The sequence below is a fragment of the Streptomyces luteogriseus genome, from assembly GCF_014205055.1.
GTDB classification, from domain to species: Bacteria; Actinomycetota; Actinomycetes; order Streptomycetales; family Streptomycetaceae; genus Streptomyces; species Streptomyces luteogriseus.
Map to the genome: position 1 here is coordinate 3,392,741 of NZ_JACHMS010000001.1, position 17,238 is coordinate 3,409,978.

The following is a 17,238-nucleotide window of genomic DNA, read 5'->3' on the forward strand; positions in this document are numbered from 1 at the left end:
CACCCGTGCTGACGTTAGGCTCTCTTCCCGTGCCCGCGAAGAACGACGGCCCCGACGACGGCGCCACCCCCACCAAGTCCGAGCAGACCCGCGCCCTGATCCTGGAGACGGCCATGCGGCTGTTCCAGGAGCGCGGCTACGACAAGACGACCATGCGGGCCATCGCCAAGGAGGCGGGGGTCTCCGTCGGCAACGCGTACTACTACTTCGCGGGCAAGGAGCACCTGATCCAGGGCTTCTACGACCGGATCGCCGCCGAGCACCAGGTGGCGGTCCGGGAGATCCTGGACCGTGAGCGCGACCTGGAGGCCCGTCTCGCGGGGGTGCTGCGCGCCTGGCTGGACATCGCCGCGCCCTACCACGAGTTCGCGGTGCAGTTCTTCAAGAACGCCGCCGACCCGGACAGCCCGCTCAGCCCCTTCTCGCCTGAGTCGGAGCACGCGCGCGAGGAGGCCATCAGCGTCCACCGGGAGGTGCTCGCCGGGGCCACGAAGACGAAGGTGCCCGAGGAACTGCGGGAGATCCTTCCCGAGTTGATGTGGCTGTCCCAGATGGGGCTGGTCCTGTACTGGATCTTCGACCGTACCGAGGGGCGCGAGCGCAGCTACCGGCTGGCCGAGCGCGGCGCCCGGCTCACCGCGCGGGGCGTCGCCCTGGCCCGCTTCCGGGTGCTGCGGCCGCTCGTGCGCGAGGTGCACGAGCTGTTCACGGAGTTCCTGCCGGGGATGACGAACGCCATCCCTGATCCGGCGGCCCGGCGGCGCACCGACCCCTGATGCGTCAGAGGCCGGTGAGGCTCCACAGGCGGAACACGCCCGTACCGTCCGACAGGTACTGGCCGCCGCCGACGTCCTCGGTGGTGACGACGTACTCCTTGGCCTGCCACAGCGGCAGCACCGGCACGTCCTCGGCGACGGTCTGCTGCACCGAGCGGAAGTCCTGGTCGGCCTCGGTCCGCTCGGCGAAGTGCCGGCTGTCCTTGACGAGCCGGTCGACGGTCTTGCTGCTGTAGCCGGTGTTCATGGCGCTTCCGGTGCCGACGAGCGCGGCGCCGAAGGTGTCCGGGTCGGGGAAGTCGGCGACCCAGCCGACGGCGTACGCGTCGAGCCTGCCGGTCGCCCACTGCTTCTGGAAGGCGGTCCATTCGTAGCCCTGGAGGGTGACCTTGAACAGGCCGCTCGCCTCCAGTTCCTTCTTGATCTCGGCCGCCTCCTGCTCACTGGCGCCGCGGCCCTCGGCGTAGCCGTAGGTGAAGTGCACCGGCAGGCTGACTCCGGCCCGGGTGAGCAGTTGCCGGGCCTTCTTCGGGTCCGGCTTCGGGTAGTCGTCGAAGAACGAGGTGGTGTGCCCGGTGAGGCCCGCCGGGATCAGGGAGTACAGCGGGTCGACGGTGCCGTCGTAGACGGTGGCGGCCAGCCGCTCGCGGTCGATCAGCCAGGCCATGGCCTGCCGGACCTTCGGGTCGTGCAGCGGCTTGCCCGCGCGGGTGTTGAAGTACAGGTTCCGGGTCTCGGAGCCGTCCGCCTCGTAGACGCGTCGGCCGGGGTCGCTCGGGTTGAGTCCGGCGAGGACGCCGGGCGGCAGCTGGTCGGTCGCGACGTCGACCTGCCTGTCCTTCCAGGCGGTGTCCAGGGCTTGGGGGGTCGGGTAGTACCGCAGGTCGACGGGGCGTCCGGTGCCGCCGACGGCACCCCGGTAGTGCCGGCTGGGCGCGAGGACCGCCTCGTGGCCCTTCGTGTACGAGGTGAGGGTGTAGGGGCCGGTGCCGTCGACGCCGGCGTCGGTGCGCAGCTTGCCGGCCGGGTACGCGGTGTGGTCGACGATCGAGCCGGCGCCGGTGGCCACCTTGAAGGGGAACGTCGCGTCCGGCGAGGTCAGGTGGAAGGTCACGGTCATGCCGGCGGCGTCCACGGAACCCAGCGTGCCGAGCAGGGACGCCGGGCCGACGGGCGCCTTGATCCTCCGGATGCGGTCGAAGGAGTACTTCACGTCCTCGGCGTCCATGGCCCGGCCGCTCGGGAAGGTCAGGCCGTCGCGCAGCCGGCAGCGGTACGTGGTGAGGTCGCCGTGCGCGAACGCGCAGCTCTTCGCCGCGTCCGGCACGGGGGCGGTGCCGCCCGGCGCGAACGTCAGCAGCGACTGGAAGACGTTGCTGAACAACGCCCAGGAGCCCGCGTCGTAGGCACCGGCCGGGTCGAGCGAGGTGACGCCGTCCGTCGTGCCGACCGTGACGGTCTTCCCGTCGTCCTTCGACGGCAGGAACTGCCAGGCGCCCACGCCCGCGGCGGCCAGGACCAGCAGCCCCGCGAGTATCCGTATGCGAACCGATCGCATCGGCTTTGCCCTCCCCAGGCCCTTGTGCGTGTGCCGCACCCCTTTGCGGCGGGCTCACACAATCACAGGATTTCGGGCAGAGGGAAGGGAGATCCGACGAGTTGGGAAAGACCTTGCCGATGGGCGTTTCGGTCCGGTTTCACAGCGTTCTCACAGGGTGTGCGCGCCGTCAGGCCTGCTTCGACGCGAGTTCGATGACGGTGATGTCCGAGGGTGCGCCCACGCGGGTGGGCGGGCCCCAGGCGCCGGCGCCGCGCGAGACGTAGAGCTGGGTGTCGCCGTAGCGGTCCAGGCCCGCGAGGGTGGGGTTGGCGCCGGCGGCGATGAGGTTGCCCGGCCAGAGCTGGCCGCCGTGCGTGTGGCCGGACAGCTGGAGGTCGACGCCGTGCTCGACGGCGTCGTGGATCTGGACGGGCTGGTGGGCGAGCAGCACGCACGCGCGTGCCGTGTCGCGGTCGCCGAGCGCCTTCGCGAAGTCGGGGCCCTGGCCCTCGTCCTCGCCCGCGACGTCGTTGACTCCGGCCAGGTCGAAGTACGGCATCTCCCTGCGGGCGTTCTCCAGGGGGTCGATGCCCAGGCGGCGGACCTCCTCGACCCACTGCTCGGCGCCGGAGAAGTACTCGTGGTTGCCGGTGACGAAGTAGGAGCCGTGACGGGCCCTCAGCTGCGCGAGCGGGGCGGCCGCCGGGCCCAGGTCCTTCACACTGCCGTCGACCAGGTCGCCGACGACCGCGATCAGGTCGGGCTGGGTCGCGTTGATCGTGTCGACGACCTTCTGCGCGAAGCCGCGTCCCAGGACCGGGCCGAGGTGCACGTCGCTGACCACGGCGATCCGGTATCCGTGCGCGGCACGCGGCAGCTTGGCCAGCGGCACGGTGACCCGCTTGACCTTCGGGCCGCGCAGCACGCCGTACGTCCCGTACCCCACGGTCCCGACGGCGGCGGCCGCGGCGGCCCCGGCGACGACCCGGGAGACGAAGAGACGGCGGGTGGGGCCGGCGGGGGTGGCGGTGTCAGGCAGCTGTGGGGAGGCCTCGGGCGCGGCGTCCGGGCCGGTGCCGTTCGGCGGCTGAGGGGCGGTGGCGGAGGCGCCGCAATCGTGCTGCGAGGCGGCTGCGGGCGCCGCCGCGGAAGCGGTCGCTCCGCCGCCCGCCGTGGGCACGGCGGTCGTGGTGGAGGCCGCGCCACCACCGCCGTCGGGCTGCGAGACGCTCGCAGGGATGGAGGCCGCGCCGCCTCCCGGCCGCGAACCTGTCGCCGTCGCGGACGCGGGCGCTCCACCGGCATCGCCGGTCCCGGCCACAGGGGCCGCGCCGCTGCCGTTCGCCTGCGGCGCGGCGACGCCGTCGCCCCGGGGGCCTGCCGTGCGCGGTCCCGGGTCGGGCCGTGGGCCCTGGCCCGTTCGTCTCGCCCGGTGTTCCAGGAAGCGGCGCAGCAGCGGGCGGACGATCTCGCCGGCCACCACCGCCAGCAGGAGGTATATCGACAGCGCCAGCCACAGGAAGCCCGGCCAGGCGAGGACCTGCTGGAGCCAGAAGGGGGCGCCGGAGCGTTCGGCGACCAGGGCCGCGATCGCCAGCACCCAGCCGCCGGCGATCAGGACCGCACCGGCACGGCGGACGAGGCCCGGGCCGCGGGTCGTGTCGCGGAACAGCCGGCGCCACACATACCAGTTGGCCGTCACGACGACGGCCAGGACCAGTACGGCGACGAGTACGAAAACGATGACCACGGTGGCGTGTCTCCCGATCGCGGCTATGACGTCCGGCGCAGTGCGCGCAGACCACGCAACCCGATGGCCCCGACGGCCGTCCCCAATACGAAGGAAACGACGGCGAGCAGCAGGTGCACCCAGAAGTAGGCCGTGGGACGACCGTCGTCGAAGGCGAGCCCGCTGCCGTCCGCGACCAGGTTCTTGACGAAAGTGATCCAGATGACCCAGCTCCACACCCCGAAGGCGAGCAGGAACCAGGAGACGGGGCGGCTGAGCTTCACAAAATCAGACCTTTCATCACAACGCCGGGCTCCCGGGGTCGGCCGGGGGGCCGAGGGTTGTCCCCCGGATGAGCACAGCATGAGACCAGTATCGCCAGGCCGTGTCCGGTTCCGTTCCCGGGGTGGGGCCGGAGGCGGGACTTCCCCCCGGACGGCATGTACGTTTCCGATCGTGTCCGCTCCGAAGCAGACCACCAGGCGATCCCTGTTGGTCACCTCCGCCGTCCTGTCGTCCCTCGCGCTGGCCGCGCCCGCCGCCGTCGCCGCGCCGAAGCCCTCGGACAGCCCGTCGGCGAGCGCGAGTCCGTCGGCCACTCCCCCGGCGTCGATGTCGAGCGTGGGCGGCGCCCGGCTCGGCCGGCCGGGGACGCAGGTGAACCTGGCGAGCGGCGTACCGGTGCTGCCGAAGGACGTCAGCGCCCGCTCCTGGATCGTCGCCGACGCCGAGACCGGTGACGTGCTGGCCGCGCACAACGCGCACTGGCGCCTGGCCCCCGCGAGCACGCTGAAGATGCTGTTCGCGGACACGCTGCTGCCGAAGTTCCCGAGCGACACCAAGCACAAGGTCGTGCCCGCGGACCTGGCCGGCATCGGCGCGGGCTCCAGCATGGTCGGGATAAAGGAGGAGGAGACGTACACGGTCCACGACCTGTGGCTGGGCGTCTTCCTGCGCTCCGGCAACGACGCCGTGCACGTGCTGTCCGCCATGAACGGGGGCGTCGAGAACACCGTCAAGGCGATGAACGCGCACGCCGAGGAGCTCCAGGCCCTCGACACGCACGTCGTCAGCCCGGACGGCTACGACGCCGAGGGGCAGGTCTCCTCCGCGTACGACCTGACGCTGTTCGCCCGCTCGGGGATGCAGAAGAAGGACTTCCGCGAGTACGCCTCGACGGTCCGCGCCAAGTTCCCCGGGCAGACCAAGAAGGGCAAGAAGGGCAAGAAGGTCCGCGAGTCCTTCGAGATCCAGAACACCAACCGGCTGCTGGCCGGTGACTCCGACGTGCCCGTCTACGAGGGCATCGCGGGCGTCAAGAACGGCAACACGACCAACGCGGGCGCCACCTTCACCGGCGTGGCCGAGCGCGGCGGCAAGGTGCTGCTGGTGACGGTGATGAACCCGGAGAAGCCCGATCACAACGAGGTCTACAAGGAGACGGCCCGGCTGTTCGACTGGGGCTTCAAGGCGGCCGGGAAGGTGCAGCCGGTGGGCGAGCTGGTGCCGCCGAAGGGCACCGCGCAGGCCAAGCCCGGCGCGAACCCCTCCGGTGAGGCGGGCGGCTCCGGGGACGGCGGCAGCGGCACGGCCGGGACCGGTTCGAAGCCGGTGGCCAGCGCCCCGGCCGCGGACGGCTCCAGCGGCATCGGGATCGCACTCGGCATCACGGGCGGGGTGCTGGTGCTGCTCGCGGGCGGCGCGTTCCTGGTCAACCGCCGTTGGCCGCTGCCGGATCTGGTGCGCCGCCGCACTCGCCCGTGATCTCGGGAACTTCGTCCTGCTTGCTCTGCGTCGCCGTCCAGGCGGCGCAGAACAGCACCAGCTTCGAGGTGAAGTTGATCCACAGCAGCAGCGCGACGGGCACCCCGAACGCGCCGTACATGCTCTTCGCGGCCACGCCCTGCAGATAGCCGCTGATCAGCAGCTTCAGCAGTTCGAATCCGATCGCGCCGGTCAGCGCCGCGACGAACAGGCGGTGGCGCGTCGGCTCTACGCCGGGCAGCAGGGTGAGGACGTAGAGCAGGAGCAGGAAGTTCGCGAGGACGGCGATCAGGAGCGCGGCGATGTGCAGCAGGACACCGCCCCAGCCGCCCTCGTCGATGCCGAGCTGCCGGGTGATCCAGCCGATCATCGCGGAGGCGACGGCGGAGGCGGCGATGGTGACGAGGAGCGCGCCGCCGAGGCCGACCAGGACACCGGCGTCCTTGGCGTAGCGCACCAGCGGGTTCTCCTCCTCGTCGGGCAGCTCCCACACGGCGCGCAGGCACTCGCGCATCGCGCCGGCCCAGCTGATGCCGGTGAAGAGCAGCAGCGCGCCCGCGATGAGCCCGATCGTGCCGGCGTTGTCCACCAGGCCGGCGATGTCCAGCTGGTCGGAGATGCCGGGGACCTGCTCGGCGAGCTTGTCCTGCAGCGCGTTCTCCTGCTCCTTGCTGAGCGTGGCGGCGGCGATGGTGGCGGACACCGTCAGCAGCGGGAACAGGGCGACGAAACTCCTGAAAGTCATCGCGGCGGCCAGCCGCGGCCACTTCACGCGGTCGAGCCGCTCGTACGACCGCCACGCGTGGGTGATCATCAGCCGCTCCGACCACGGCCCGATCACCGGGAGCCTTTTCAGCCAGTCCATGATCCGACTCTGCCCTCCGCCCGGAACACCCATGTACGGGTACCCCAGAACCGCAGGACTGTGGCCAGCGCCATACCGACGACCGCGCCCGAGACGGTGTCCGCGCGCTGCGAGGTGAGGCCGAGGCCGTAGTGGCTGACGGCCAGGCAGAGCAGTTGTACGGCGGCTCCGGCGAGGTTCACCGCGAAGAACACGGCGCAGGGGCGCAGGCCGGGTGCGCGCGCGGTCCGGTAGGTGCCGAGGGCGTTGCCCGCGTAGGCGACCGTGCAGGCGGCCAGGAAGGACAGGGACTTGGCGGTGAGCGGGTCGAGTCCGGCGGGGCCACGCAGGCCGGTGAACAGGGCCAGGTCGACGGCGTAGGCGAGGAGCCCGACGGTGGCGAAGCCGATCAGTTCCCGGCGCCGCGGCGCCCCGGGGCTCGGCGGAGCCGACGCCGCCGGTCCGGCGGGCCGGAGGCCGCGCCTCGCGCGCGTGGTCACCAATTCGCCACGGCCAGACCGTACATCGCCATCCAGGCCACACCGATGAGCGCGAGGGCGCGGTCGCGCAGGACGACGTCCTCGGGTTCGCCGGCCGTGCCGCGGTCGGCGAAGACGGCGTACCGGAGGATCGCCAGGATGAAGGCCACCATGGACAGTTGGCGCCAGGGCAGGACGCTGGTGTGCGGGACGCCGCCCTCCTCCATGGCCCACAGGCAGTAGCCGAGGACGGCGACGCCGGCCGCGAGCTGCCAGACGAAGCGGAGGTAGCCGGTGGTGTACTCGGTGAGCAACGCCCGTGTGGCGCCCGCCTTTTCGGCCATCTGGACGGCTTCCGAGTAGCGCTTGGCCGACACCATGAACAGCGCGCCGAAGCCGGTGGTGATCAGGAACCAGCGGGACAGCGGGATGCCGAGGGCCAGTCCGCCGATCATGGCCCGCATCAGGAAGCCGGTCGTGACGACGGCGAGGTCGACGACGAGGACGTGCTTGAGGCTGATGCAGTAGGCCAGTTGCATGGCGAGGTAGGCGGTCAGCAGGGCGGCGACGGCGGGCCCGCACAGCCAGGCCGCCGCGGCGGGCGCGAGGACGCCGAGGCAGCCGCCCACGGCGTAGGCGACGGGTACGGGGACCTGTCCGGCGGCGACCGGGCGGTGCCGCTTGACGGGGTGGGCGCGGTCGGCGTCGGCGTCGCGGGCGTCGTTGACGAGGTAGACGGCGGCGGCGCAGGCCGTGAAGAGGAGGAAGACCAGGGCGAGTCGGCTCAGGGCGTGCCGGGAGAAGAGTTCCCCGGCGGCGGCCGGGGCGGCGATCACGAGGACGTTCTTGACCCACTGCTTGGGGCGCGCGGTCCTGAGGAGACCGCCCAGGAGGCCACCCCGGTGGGAGGGTGCGGGCCGCTCCTCGTGGGTGCGCTGCCGCAGGACGGCCGTCTCAGTCATGGTCGACGCCTCCCCGCATCCAGCGGGCGCCGAGCCGGGCCGTGAGGGCGCCGAGGGCCGCGCCGGCGGCCACGTCGGAGGGGTAGTGGACACCGGCCACGAGGCGCGCGACGCACACGGCGGCGGCGAGCGGCGGGACCGCGTGGGCCCCCAGGGCGCCGAAGGCGACGGCGGCGGCCGCGGCGGAGGTGGCGTGCGAGCTGGGGAAGGAGTGCCGGCCGGCGGTGCGCACCAGGGGCACGACGTGCGCGGGGCGCGGCCTGCGCACGACCCGTTTCACCCCCATGCTGACCAGGTGCGCGCCCGCGGTCAGGGCGGTGCCGCGCAGCCAGGCGCCGCGCCGTCCGCCGTCGACGGCGGCTCCGGCGAGCCCCGCCGCCAGCCACAGCGCCGCGTGCTCCCCCGCCCAGGACAGGGCACGCGCGGCGCCCGCGACGCGCGGGTCGCTGCCGCACTCCCTGAGCGCCGAAACGATCCGGTGGTCCATGTCGTGCAGGTCGTCGAGGTCGTCCATGTGGACTCACTGTTCACGCCCATCAGGCCTGAACTCCGGCAATATTGAGCGACATCCCATTAATCACCCATTTCGGGGAGGGATGCCATGTTCCCGAACTGATCGCCCAGACCAGGGCGATACGGTCAAAGACATGTCTGCCGACACCGATTCCGACCCGCACGTCATGGGCCTGGACCACACCACCGTCACGGGCTGGGGCCGCACCGCCCCCACCGCCGCCTGGCTGATCCGCCCCCGGTCGTACGAGGAGGCCGCGGCAGCCGTCCGGGACTGCGGGGCGCGCGGCGGGATCCCCCGGGGCCTGGGGCGGGCGTACGGGGACGCGGCGCAGAACGCGGGCGGATCCGTGCTCGACATGACGGCCCTGGACCGGGTGCACGCGATCGACGCCGACGGCGGGACCGTGCTGTGCGACGCGGGCGTCTCCCTGCACCGGCTGATGGAGGTGCTGCTGCCGCTCGGCTGGTTCGTGCCGGTCACCCCCGGCACCCGCTACGTCACCGTCGGCGGGGCGATCGGCGCCGACATCCACGGCAAGAACCACCACGTCTCGGGCTCCTTCGCACGGCACGTGCTCGCCCTCGAACTGCTCACCGCCGACGGCGAGATCCGCACGGTGATCCCCGGCACGCCGCTGTTCGACGCGACGGCCGGCGGCATGGGCCTGACCGGTGTGATCCTCACCGCGACGATCCGGCTCCAGCCGGTCGAGACCTCGCTGATGTCGGTCGACACCGAGCGGGCGACGGATCTCGACGACCTGATGGCCCGGCTCACGGCCACCGACCACCGCTACCGCTACTCGGTCGCCTGGATCGACCTGCTGGCCCGGGGCGCCGCCACCGGCCGAGCGGTCCTCACCCGCGGCGACCACGCCCCGCTGGACGCGCTCCCGGCGCGCCTGCGCCGGGACCCGCTCGCCTTCCGCACCCCGCGCCTGCCCGCCACCCCCGAGATCCTCCCCGAGGGCCTGCTCAGCCGGACGACCGTGGGCCTGTTCAACGAGCTCTGGTACCGCAAGGCCCCCCGCGCCCGGACCGGCCGCCTCCAGCGGATCTCCGGCTTCTTCCACCCCCTGGACGGCGTGCCGCACTGGAACCGCGTCTACGGCCGGGGCGGCTTCGTGCAGTACCAGTTCGTCGTCGGCCACGGCCGGGAGGACGCCCTGCGCCGCATCGTGCGCCGCATCTCCGAACGCCGCTGCCCGTCCTTCCTCGCCGTCCTCAAGCGCTTCGGGGAAGCTGACCCGGGCTGGCTGTCCTTCCCCGTGCCGGGCTGGACGCTGGCGCTGGACATCCCGGCGGGCCTGCCCGGCCTCGGCGCGTTCCTCGACGAACTCGACGAGGAGGTCGCCGCCGCCGGCGGGCGCGTCTACCTCGCCAAGGACGCCCGGCTGCGCCCGGAGCTGCTCGCGGCCATGTACCCGCGCCTCGACGACTTCCGCGAGCTGCGCGCCGAGCTGGACCCCCACGGGGTCTTCGTGTCCGACCTGGCCCGCCGCCTCAGTCTCTGAGCCATTCCCTAGGAGCTGTCATGAAGGACGCCTTCGGCCTCCCCCAGTCCCTGCTCGTCCTCGGCGGTACGTCCGAGATCGCGCTGGCGACCGCCCGCCGGCTGATCGCCCGCCGCACCCGCACCGTCTGGCTCGCGGGCCGCCCCTCCCCCGCACTGGAGGAGGCGGCCGGGCAGCTGCGCGGGCTCGGGGCCGACGTGCACACCGTCGCCTTCGACGCGCTCGACCCGGCCTCCCACGAGGCCGTGCTCGGCAAGGTCTTCGCCGAGGGCGACGTCGACATGGTGCTGCTCGCCTTCGGGCTGCTCGGCGACCAGGCCCGCGACGAGCGGGAACCGGAGGCGGCGGTGCGGGTGGCACAGACCAACTACACCGGCGCGGTCTCGGCCGGTCTGGTGTGCGCCCGCTCGCTCCAGTCCCAGGGGCACGGCTCGCTGGTGGTGATGTCGTCCGTGGCGGGCGAGCGGGCCCGCCGCGCGAACTTCATCTACGGCTCCAGCAAGGCCGGCCTCGACGCCTTCGCACAGGGCCTGGGCGACGCGCTGCACGGCACGGGCGTGCACGTCATGGTCGTACGCCCCGGCTTCGTCCGGACGCGGATGACCGCCGGGCTGCCCGAGGCGCCGCTCGCGACCACGCCCGAGGCGGTCGCGACGGCCGTGGAGCTGGGGCTGCGGCGCCGCACGGAGACGGTGTGGGTGCCGGGGACGCTGCGCGTGGTGATGGCGGCGCTGCGGCACCTGCCACGCGCGGTGTTCCGGCGGCTGCCGGTCTGAGCCCGCGGGCGGGTCAGCGGATGGGGAGGGAGCCGCGCTCCATCCGCCCGTTCTGCGGGGGGACCACCGAGCCGCCGAAGGGGAACTCGCGGAGCTTGCGCCAGACGCCGTCGGCACCCTGCTCGTAGAGGGCGAAGCCGGTGCAGGGCCACTCGGCCTCGTAGCCGGCGAGGGCCTCGAAGGCGCGGTCCATGGCCGCGTCGTCGATGCCGTGCGCCACGGTGACGTGCGGGTGGTACGGGAACTGCAGTTCGCGGGGGGCCGGCCCGGCGGGGTCGCGGACCTGCTGCTGGAGCTGCGTGCAGGCCTCCGCGCCCTCGACGACCCGGACGAACACCACCGGCGACACGGGCCGGAAGGTGCCGGTGCCGGACAGCCGCATGGGGAACGCGCGGCCGGCCGCCGCGACCTCGGCCAGATGCGCCTCGACGGCCGGCAGGGACGCCTCGTCGACCTCCGTCGGCGGCAGCAGGGTGACATGCGTGGGGATGCCGTGAGCGGCGGCGTCGCCGAAGCCCGCGCGCAGCTGCTGGAGCTCGCTGCCGTGAGGCTCCGGGACCGCGATCGAGACACCGATCGTTACGGTCCCCACGTCGTCTCCTGTCGTGTCAGTGTGGCCGCTGATACGACCACCCGGTTATCGACTGTACGGCCACGACCGGGTTACGGGCAGGCGCAACCGGAGTGATGTACAGCGCTGTTCGGTGGTACGGCTGTGCGCGGGGGCGGGTTCAGTGCTTGGCGGGCAGGAAGCCGACCTTGTCGTACGCCTGCGCGAGGGTCTCGGCGGCGACCGCGCGGGCCTTCTCGGCGCCCTTGGCGAGGATCGAGTCGAGCGTCTCGGGGTCGTCCAGGTACTGCTGGGTGCGCTCCCGGAACGGCGTGACGAAGTCGACCATGATCTCGGCGAGGTCCGTCTTGAGCGCGCCGTACATCTTGCCGGTGTACTTCTCCTCCAGCTCGGCGATGCTCTCGCCGGTGAGGGTCGAGTAGATCGTCAGGAGGTTGCTGACGCCCGGCTTGTTCTCGGCGTCGTAGCGGATCACCGTGTCGGTGTCGGTGACGGCGCTCTTGACCTTCTTGGCCGTGGCCTTCGGCTCGTCGAGGAGGTTGATGAGGCCCTTCGGCGTGGACGCCGACTTGCTCATCTTGATCGACGGGTCCTGAAGGTCGTAGATCTTCGCCGTCTCCTTGAGGATGTACGGCTTCGGGAGGGTGAAGGTCTCGCCGAAGCGGCCGTTGAAGCGCGTGGCGAGGTCACGGGTGAGCTCGATGTGCTGGCGCTGGTCCTCGCCGACCGGGACCTCGTGGGCCTGGTAGAGCAGGATGTCCGCGACCTGGAGGATCGGGTACGTGAACAGGCCGACCGAGGCGCGCTCGGCGCCCTGCTTGGCGGACTTGTCCTTGAACTGGGTCATCCGGCCGGCCTCGCCGAAGCCGGTGAGGCAGTTCATGATCCAGGCGAGCTGGGCGTGCTCGGGGACGTGGCTCTGCACGAAGAGCGTGCAGCGGTCCGGGTCGAGACCCGCCGCGAGGAGCTGGGCCGCGGCCAGGCGCGTGTTCGCGCGCAGGTCCTTCGGGTCCTGCGGGATGGTGATCGCGTGCAGGTCGACGACCATGTAGAACGCGTCGTGAGTCTCCTGCAGGGCCACCCACTGGCGGACGGCGCCGAGGTAGTTGCCGAGGTGGAACGAGCCGGCGGTGGGCTGGATCCCGGAGAGCACGCGAGGTCGGTCAGAGGCCATGCTCACCATTCTCTCAGGTCCCGGGGGCCGATCCGGAACCCGGCCGGAAACAGACGGGCGCCCGTTCGGCTCCGGCGGTGTAACAAGGGTGAGGCACGGCAGGGGCTGCCCCGGGCGGGCTCGGGGTGGGGCCGACGGGGAGGGGACGGTGCGGGGTGGGCGGAGAGCTGCGTCGGGACCGGGTGGGCGGAGCGCGTCGCCCGGGCGGGGCGGAGAGGAGCGCGTCGCGCGGTTCGCGGCGCGGCGGACATGAGGCGGGGGTGCCGGGCGGGCCGAGGACCGCGGCGAGGGCGCGGCGCGTCCGCCCCGGGCCGTCCTCCGGCGGGCCCGTGGCCGACGTCGGGCGCAGGGGCGGGGCGGCGGGACCCCGGTCGAGCCGCTGGTCCGCGTACGTGGTCGGTCGCCCGGCGAGTTCCCGCCGCTGCCGGGCCACCCGGCACGTGGGGCGTGTGCTGGTGGTCGCGGTCGCGCTGGTGGCCGCTCTGGCCGGGAGTGCGGCGGTGACGGCCGCCGCGGCCGTGGCCACCGCCGTGGGCTTCCCGGCGCGGGGGCGGGACGTTCCCGACGTGGCGATGGTCGTCGCGGGCGGCACGGGGCGGACCGCGGCACTGCGCTCGGGGCAGCGCGACTTCGCCCGGCTGTGGCAGTTGCTGCAGCCCACGCACACGGAGACGGAGCGGGTGCCGGACGGCTGGGCGGAGGGGGACTTCCCGCAGGTGCGGCTCACGGTGCTCTGGGGGCTGTCCGGGGTCGGCGGCCGGCCGAGCACGAACCGGCCGCCGGGCGGCGATGTGGCCGTCGAGCGGCAGGACCAGCTGGTGGTCGCCGAGGACGGCACGCCCTGGGTGCGCTCGGATCCCAGCCCCACCGTGGAGGACGACGACATCCGCTGGCACCGGGCGCCGCGGTCCGTCTTCGAGCGGTTCGACCTGGCGCCGCTGCTCGGTGACGCGGACGGCGAGCCCGTCGCGAGCCCGGCCGCCGCCGCGGACCTCGGCGGTCCGGTGCGGGACGACGTCCGGTGGGCGGTGGCGGCGGGGGCGCTGGGACTCGCGGCCGGTGCGAGCGGCACGCTGCTGATACGCCGCGCGGCGGCCCGGCGGGAAGCCGGACCGCCACGGGAGGAGCCGCGTCAGGTGCTGATCGATCTGGACGAGTGACGGGCCGCGGGTGTCAGCCCAGGTCCTGGACGGGTGACGGGCCGCGGGGGTCAGCCGAGGTCGATCTCCGGGTAGAGCGGGAAACCGGCCACGAGGTCGGTGGCGCGCTGGGAGATCTCGTCCGCGACCTTCGCGTCGAGGACGTGGGACGCCTTGGAGGGGGCGCCCGACTTGGTCGTGCCCGCCTCCGCGGTGGTGAGGACGCGGTCGATGAGGCCGGCGACCTCGTCCATCTCGGCGGTGCCCAGGCCACGGGTGGTCAGCGCGGGGGTGCCGATGCGGATGCCGGAGGTGTACCAGGCGCCGTTCGGGTCGGCGGGGATGGCGTTGCGGTTGGTGACGATGCCCGAGTCGAGCAGGGCGGCCTCGGCCTGGCGGCCGGTGAGGCCGTAGGAGGAGGCGACGTCGATCAGGTTCAGGTGGTTGTCCGTGCCGCCCGTCACCAGGGTCGCGCCGCGGCGCATCAGGCCCTCGGCCAGCGCACGGGAGTTGTCGACGATGCGCTGGGCGTAGTCGCGGAAGGACTCCTGGCGGGCCTCGGCGAGGGCCACGGCCTTGGCGGCCATGACGTGCGGGAGCGGGCCGCCGAGAACCATCGGGCAGCCGCGGTCGACCTGGTCCTTCAGCGAGTCGTCGCACAGGACCATGCCGCCGCGGGGGCCGCGCAGCGACTTGTGGGTGGTGGTCGTGACGATCTGGGCGTGCGGGACCGGGTCGAAGTCGCCGGTGAGGACCTTGCCCGCGACCAGGCCGGCGAAGTGCGCCATGTCGACCATGAGCGTCGCGCCGACCTCGTCGGCGATCTCCCGCATGATGCGGAAGTTCACCACGCGGGGGTAGGCGGAGTAGCCCGCGACGATGATCAGCGGCTTGAACTCGCGGGCGGAGGTGCGCAGCGCCTCGTAGTCGATGAGTCCCGTGGCCGGGTCGGTGCCGTAGGAGCGCTGGTCGAACATCTTGCCGGAGATGTTCGGGCGGAAGCCGTGGGTGAGGTGGCCGCCGGCGTCCAGGGACATGCCGAGCATGCGCTGGTTGCCGAAGGCCTGGCGGAGTTCGGCCCAGTCGGCGTCCGTGAGGTCGTTGATCTGGCGGACGCCGGTCTTCTCCAGGAAGGGCACCTCGACGCGGGCGCCGAGGACGGCCCAGAAGGCGACGAGGTTGGCGTCGATGCCGGAGTGCGGCTGGACATAGGCGTGGCGGGCGCCGAAGAGCTCCTTGGCGTGCTCGGCGGCGAGGGACTCGACGGTGTCGACGTTGCGGCAGCCGGCGTAGAAGCGGCGGCCGATGGTGCCCTCGGCGTACTTGTCGCTGAACCAGTTGCCCATCGCCAGGAGCGTGGCCGGGGAGGCGTAGTTCTCGGAGGCGATCAGCTTGAGCATCTCGCGCTGGTCGGCGACCTCCTGGCCGATGGCGTCCGCCACGCGGGGTTCGACGGCGCGGATCACGTCGAGGGCGGCGCGGTAGGCGGTGGAAGCGGGGGAGAGGGGCTCGGCTGACATGTGTGGACCTCCGGACGTTGCGTTCAGCGTTCACGGTACGGCCCAGGCGCACGGCTCTGTCTGCTCGGGCCGCTCCCCGATGGTTGGTCCCATCCCAGCGCGCCAGTCACGGCCCACGGTCAGCCTACCGGGTGGGGTGGGTGGGGAGCGTCTGCCGGGTTGCTCCTCGGTGCCGGGGGCGGGTCCTGTGTGGTTGATCGCGCCCGCGCGGCGGTAGCCGCACATCGATACAGCCCCGCGCCCCTTCAGGGCGTGCCCCTCCTGCTCTGTCTAAAGGATCACGTGGGGCAGGAATCTCGCGTACTCGTCCGTTATCAGGCCCGAGGACTCGCGGATGCCCAGGCCCGCCGACTCGTTCTCCACCATCCAGGCGCCCAGGACGACCCGGTTGCCGTCGAAGTCGGGGAGGGGGGCGAGCTGCTGGTAGCAGCAGGGTTCGTCGCGGGGCGTGGGGGCGGAGCCGGGCTCGTGGATCGTGACGCCCGCGCCCTCCCGGCCGAGGAGGGGCTTGGCCACCCAGCCCTTGGCGGACAGGTCGCGAGGGCCGTCCAGGTACGCGGGGAGGAGGTTCGGGTGGTCCGGGTACAGCTCCCAGAGGATCGCCAGGAGCGCCTTGTTGCTGAGGAGCATCTTCCAGGCCGGCTCGATCCACAGCGTGGAGCCCGTGCCGCCGCCGTTGTCGAGGGTGTCCAGGACGTGGTCCGCGAAGCGGTCGGTGGTGAGCCATTCCCAGGGGTAGAGCTTGAAGATGCTGCGGATGAAGCGGAGGCGGTTGTCGACGAAGCGGCCGGAGAGGCGGTCCCAGCCGATCTCCTCCATGGCGATCCAGTCGGTGGCCAGGCCCGCCTGTTCGGCGGTCTCCTTGAGGTAGGCGACCGTCATCATGTCCTCGCCGAGTTCGTCCGCCGAGGAGTACGCGAAGTAGAGGGGGCTGCCCGGCGGGAGGAGGGCGGCCTGCTTCTTCCAGGCGTCGATGAGGCGCTCGTGGAGGGAGTTCCACTGGTCGGCGCCGGGGAAGCGGTCCTCCATCCAGAACCACTGCGGGGACGCGGCCTCGACCAGCGAGGTGGGGGTGTCGGCGTTGTACTCCAGGAGCTTGGCCGGGCCGGTGCCGTCGTAGCGGAGGTCGAAACGGCCGTAGACGGAGGGCAGTTCGGCGCGGCGGTGCCAGGCCTCGGCGACCGCGTGGGCGATGCGGGGGTCGGTGATGCCCAGGTCGGCGAAGCGGTCCTCGGTGACGATGTGGCCGGCGGCGGCCAGGCACATGCGGTGGAGGTCCTCGACCACCTCTTCGAGGGCCTCGATCTCCTCCAGGGAGAAGACGTAGTACGCGCTCTCGTCCCAGTAGGGGCGCAGGGAGTCGTCGGGGTAGCGGGTGAGGGGGTAGATCAGGCCCTGTTCCTCGACGGTCTGCTGCCATCCCGGGCGGGGCTCACAGGTCCGGCGTTCCATGGCTGTGTCCGCCCGTCAGCCGCCGCCGCTGCCGGAGCCGGAGCAGCCGAAGCCGCCCCGGTCGACGGCCTCGCTGCGGCTGAAGGTGCCGTCCTCGGCGTAGCCGCCGCTGACGTCGGCGTCGTAGTACCAGTCGGCGTCGGCGACCCTGGTCTTGCCGGTCTTCTTGCGGCCCTTGCCGGAGGAGGACGTGCCGGACGAGCAGTTCTTGTCGGCCACGATCTTGTAGCCGTTGATGTAGTCGTAGCTGTCCCGGTCCACACAGCGGCGGTCGGGGTCGGAGCCGCAGGCGGACAGGGCCGCCGCGAGGACGCCCATGCCGCCCAGCACCACCGTGCTCGAGCGCAGCCTTCGCCGTGTTTCGGCCATGTGCGTGTCTCCCCCGTGTCGCCCCGTTGTGCACTGACAGACGGTCAGCCTAGAGATCGGTGTGAACGGGCGCGCATGACCCCCCGCCCGCGGCCGCTCCCCTACTGTCGATT

17 protein-coding genes and 1 riboswitch are annotated in these 17,238 nt (G+C 72.5%); of the genes, 5 read left to right on the plus strand and 12 right to left on the minus strand.

Annotation, left to right across the window (positions count from 1 at the left end):
- The first annotated feature begins 29 nt into the window (after nt 1-29).
- Nucleotides 30-776, plus strand: a complete 747-nt coding sequence (locus BJ965_RS14590; RefSeq protein WP_184909042.1) for a TetR/AcrR family transcriptional regulator — start codon at nt 30-32, stop codon at nt 774-776.
- 4 nt (nt 777-780) lie between these two features.
- Here BJ965_RS14590 and BJ965_RS14595 read toward each other — a convergent pair whose 3' ends face one another.
- From BJ965_RS14595 to BJ965_RS14605, 3 genes are all read right to left on the minus strand, one after another.
- Entirely contained in the window at nt 781-2,334 is a 1,554-nt protein-coding gene (locus tag BJ965_RS14595) for an ABC transporter substrate-binding protein (RefSeq protein ID WP_184909043.1), read from the minus strand.
- Nucleotides 2,335-2,503: 169 nt separating this feature from the next.
- Complete coding sequence (locus BJ965_RS14600) at nt 2,504-4,066, minus strand: metallophosphoesterase (RefSeq protein WP_184909044.1); 1,563 nt, start codon at nt 4,064-4,066, stop codon at nt 2,504-2,506.
- 23 nt (nt 4,067-4,089) lie between these two features.
- Nucleotides 4,090-4,329, minus strand: a complete 240-nt coding sequence (locus BJ965_RS14605; RefSeq protein WP_030842131.1) for an SCO4848 family membrane protein — start codon at nt 4,327-4,329, stop codon at nt 4,090-4,092.
- A 172-nt stretch (nt 4,330-4,501) separates the two neighbouring features.
- On the opposite strand from BJ965_RS14605, the gene BJ965_RS14610 reads away from it, so the two are divergent.
- The gene (locus BJ965_RS14610) at nt 4,502-5,809 is read left to right on the plus strand and encodes a D-alanyl-D-alanine carboxypeptidase family protein (protein WP_313666866.1); all 1,308 of its coding nucleotides are present in this window, start codon (nt 4,502-4,504) and stop codon (nt 5,807-5,809) included.
- On the opposite strand, the gene BJ965_RS14615 is transcribed toward BJ965_RS14610, so the two are convergent.
- From BJ965_RS14615 to BJ965_RS14630, 4 genes are all read right to left on the minus strand, one after another.
- Nucleotides 5,757-6,674, minus strand: coding sequence for a YihY/virulence factor BrkB family protein (locus tag BJ965_RS14615; RefSeq protein ID WP_184909046.1), 918 nt, complete (start codon nt 6,672-6,674; stop codon nt 5,757-5,759). The two genes, BJ965_RS14610 and BJ965_RS14615, sit on opposite strands and share 53 nt — an antisense overlap.
- Nucleotides 6,662-7,066 carry a GtrA family protein gene (locus BJ965_RS14620; protein WP_184917166.1) on the minus strand — a complete coding sequence of 135 codons (405 nt, stop codon included), beginning with the start codon at nt 7,064-7,066 and terminating at the stop codon, nt 6,662-6,664. Before BJ965_RS14620 ends, BJ965_RS14615 begins: the two co-directional genes overlap by 13 nt.
- An 83-nt stretch (nt 7,067-7,149) precedes the next feature.
- A complete protein-coding gene (locus tag BJ965_RS14625; protein WP_184909047.1) occupies nt 7,150-8,094 on the minus strand; it encodes a decaprenyl-phosphate phosphoribosyltransferase in 945 nt (314 codons plus the stop codon).
- Entirely contained in the window at nt 8,087-8,608 is a 522-nt protein-coding gene (locus tag BJ965_RS14630) for a phosphatase PAP2 family protein (RefSeq protein WP_184909048.1), read from the minus strand. The genes BJ965_RS14625 and BJ965_RS14630 overlap by 8 nt, the downstream gene beginning before the upstream one ends.
- 133 nt (nt 8,609-8,741) lie before the next feature.
- Between BJ965_RS14630 and BJ965_RS14635 the strand changes: the two genes are divergently transcribed.
- Together BJ965_RS14635 and BJ965_RS14640 are read left to right on the plus strand one after the other, a co-directional pair.
- Nucleotides 8,742-10,124 carry an FAD-binding oxidoreductase gene (locus BJ965_RS14635; protein ID WP_184909049.1) on the plus strand — a complete coding sequence of 461 codons (1,383 nt, stop codon included), beginning with the start codon at nt 8,742-8,744 and terminating at the stop codon, nt 10,122-10,124.
- Nucleotides 10,125-10,144: 20 nt separating this feature from the next.
- On the plus strand, nt 10,145-10,900 hold the full coding sequence (locus tag BJ965_RS14640) for a decaprenylphospho-beta-D-erythro-pentofuranosid-2-ulose 2-reductase (RefSeq protein ID WP_097219499.1): 756 nt from the start codon (nt 10,145-10,147) through the stop codon (nt 10,898-10,900).
- Nucleotides 10,901-10,913: 13 nt separating this feature from the next.
- On the opposite strand, the gene BJ965_RS14645 is transcribed toward BJ965_RS14640, so the two are convergent.
- Together BJ965_RS14645 and trpS are read right to left on the minus strand one after the other, a co-directional pair.
- Nucleotides 10,914-11,492, minus strand: coding sequence for a 2'-5' RNA ligase family protein (locus tag BJ965_RS14645; protein ID WP_184909050.1), 579 nt, complete (start codon nt 11,490-11,492; stop codon nt 10,914-10,916).
- Nucleotides 11,493-11,631: 139 nt separating this feature from the next.
- The gene (gene trpS, locus BJ965_RS14650) at nt 11,632-12,645 is read right to left on the minus strand and encodes a tryptophan--tRNA ligase (protein WP_184909051.1); all 1,014 of its coding nucleotides are present in this window, start codon (nt 12,643-12,645) and stop codon (nt 11,632-11,634) included.
- Between the two features lie 440 nt (nt 12,646-13,085).
- Between trpS and BJ965_RS14655 the strand changes: the two genes are divergently transcribed.
- Nucleotides 13,086-13,805 carry a hypothetical protein gene (locus tag BJ965_RS14655; RefSeq protein WP_376777919.1) on the plus strand — a complete coding sequence of 240 codons (720 nt, stop codon included), beginning with the start codon at nt 13,086-13,088 and terminating at the stop codon, nt 13,803-13,805.
- 50 nt (nt 13,806-13,855) lie between these two features.
- Here the strand turns inward: BJ965_RS14655 and BJ965_RS14660 are convergent, their stop codons facing one another.
- The 3 genes from BJ965_RS14660 to BJ965_RS14670 all read right to left on the minus strand — a co-directional run bounded on the left by BJ965_RS14660 (nt 13,856) and on the right by BJ965_RS14670 (nt 17,125).
- On the minus strand, nt 13,856-15,304 hold the full coding sequence (locus tag BJ965_RS14660; protein WP_184909052.1) for a glycine hydroxymethyltransferase: 1,449 nt from the start codon (nt 15,302-15,304) through the stop codon (nt 13,856-13,858).
- 33 nt (nt 15,305-15,337) lie between these two features.
- Nucleotides 15,338-15,424: riboswitch (ZMP/ZTP riboswitch) on the minus strand.
- A gap of 150 nt (nt 15,425-15,574) precedes the next feature.
- The gene (locus BJ965_RS14665) at nt 15,575-16,756 is read right to left on the minus strand and encodes a glutathionylspermidine synthase family protein (RefSeq protein WP_184909053.1); all 1,182 of its coding nucleotides are present in this window, start codon (nt 16,754-16,756) and stop codon (nt 15,575-15,577) included.
- A 15-nt stretch (nt 16,757-16,771) separates the two neighbouring features.
- Nucleotides 16,772-17,125, minus strand: coding sequence for a hypothetical protein (locus BJ965_RS14670; RefSeq protein ID WP_031107119.1), 354 nt, complete (start codon nt 17,123-17,125; stop codon nt 16,772-16,774).
- Between the last annotated feature and the right edge of the window lie 113 nt (nt 17,126-17,238).

Bases quoted from the DNA above. Each gene is read 5' to 3' on its own strand.
- BJ965_RS14595 (WP_184909043.1), bottom strand. From the start codon at position 2,334: ATGCGATCGGTTCGCATACGGATACTCGCGGGGCTGCTGGTCCTGGCC.
- BJ965_RS14615 (WP_184909046.1), bottom strand. From the start codon at position 6,674: ATGGACTGGCTGAAAAGGCTCCCGGTGATCGGGCCGTGGTCGGAGCGG.
- BJ965_RS14625 (WP_184909047.1), bottom strand. From the start codon at position 8,094: ATGACTGAGACGGCCGTCCTGCGGCAGCGCACCCACGAGGAGCGGCCC.
- BJ965_RS14630 (WP_184909048.1), bottom strand. From the start codon at position 8,608: ATGGACGACCTCGACGACCTGCACGACATGGACCACCGGATCGTTTCG.
- BJ965_RS14635 (WP_184909049.1), top strand. From the start codon at position 8,742: ATGTCTGCCGACACCGATTCCGACCCGCACGTCATGGGCCTGGACCAC.
- BJ965_RS14640 (WP_097219499.1), top strand. From the start codon at position 10,145: ATGAAGGACGCCTTCGGCCTCCCCCAGTCCCTGCTCGTCCTCGGCGGT.
- trpS (WP_184909051.1), bottom strand. From the start codon at position 12,645: ATGGCCTCTGACCGACCTCGCGTGCTCTCCGGGATCCAGCCCACCGCC.
- BJ965_RS14660 (WP_184909052.1), bottom strand. From the start codon at position 15,304: ATGTCAGCCGAGCCCCTCTCCCCCGCTTCCACCGCCTACCGCGCCGCC.
- BJ965_RS14665 (WP_184909053.1), bottom strand. From the start codon at position 16,756: ATGGAACGCCGGACCTGTGAGCCCCGCCCGGGATGGCAGCAGACCGTC.
- BJ965_RS14670 (WP_031107119.1), bottom strand. From the start codon at position 17,125: ATGGCCGAAACACGGCGAAGGCTGCGCTCGAGCACGGTGGTGCTGGGC.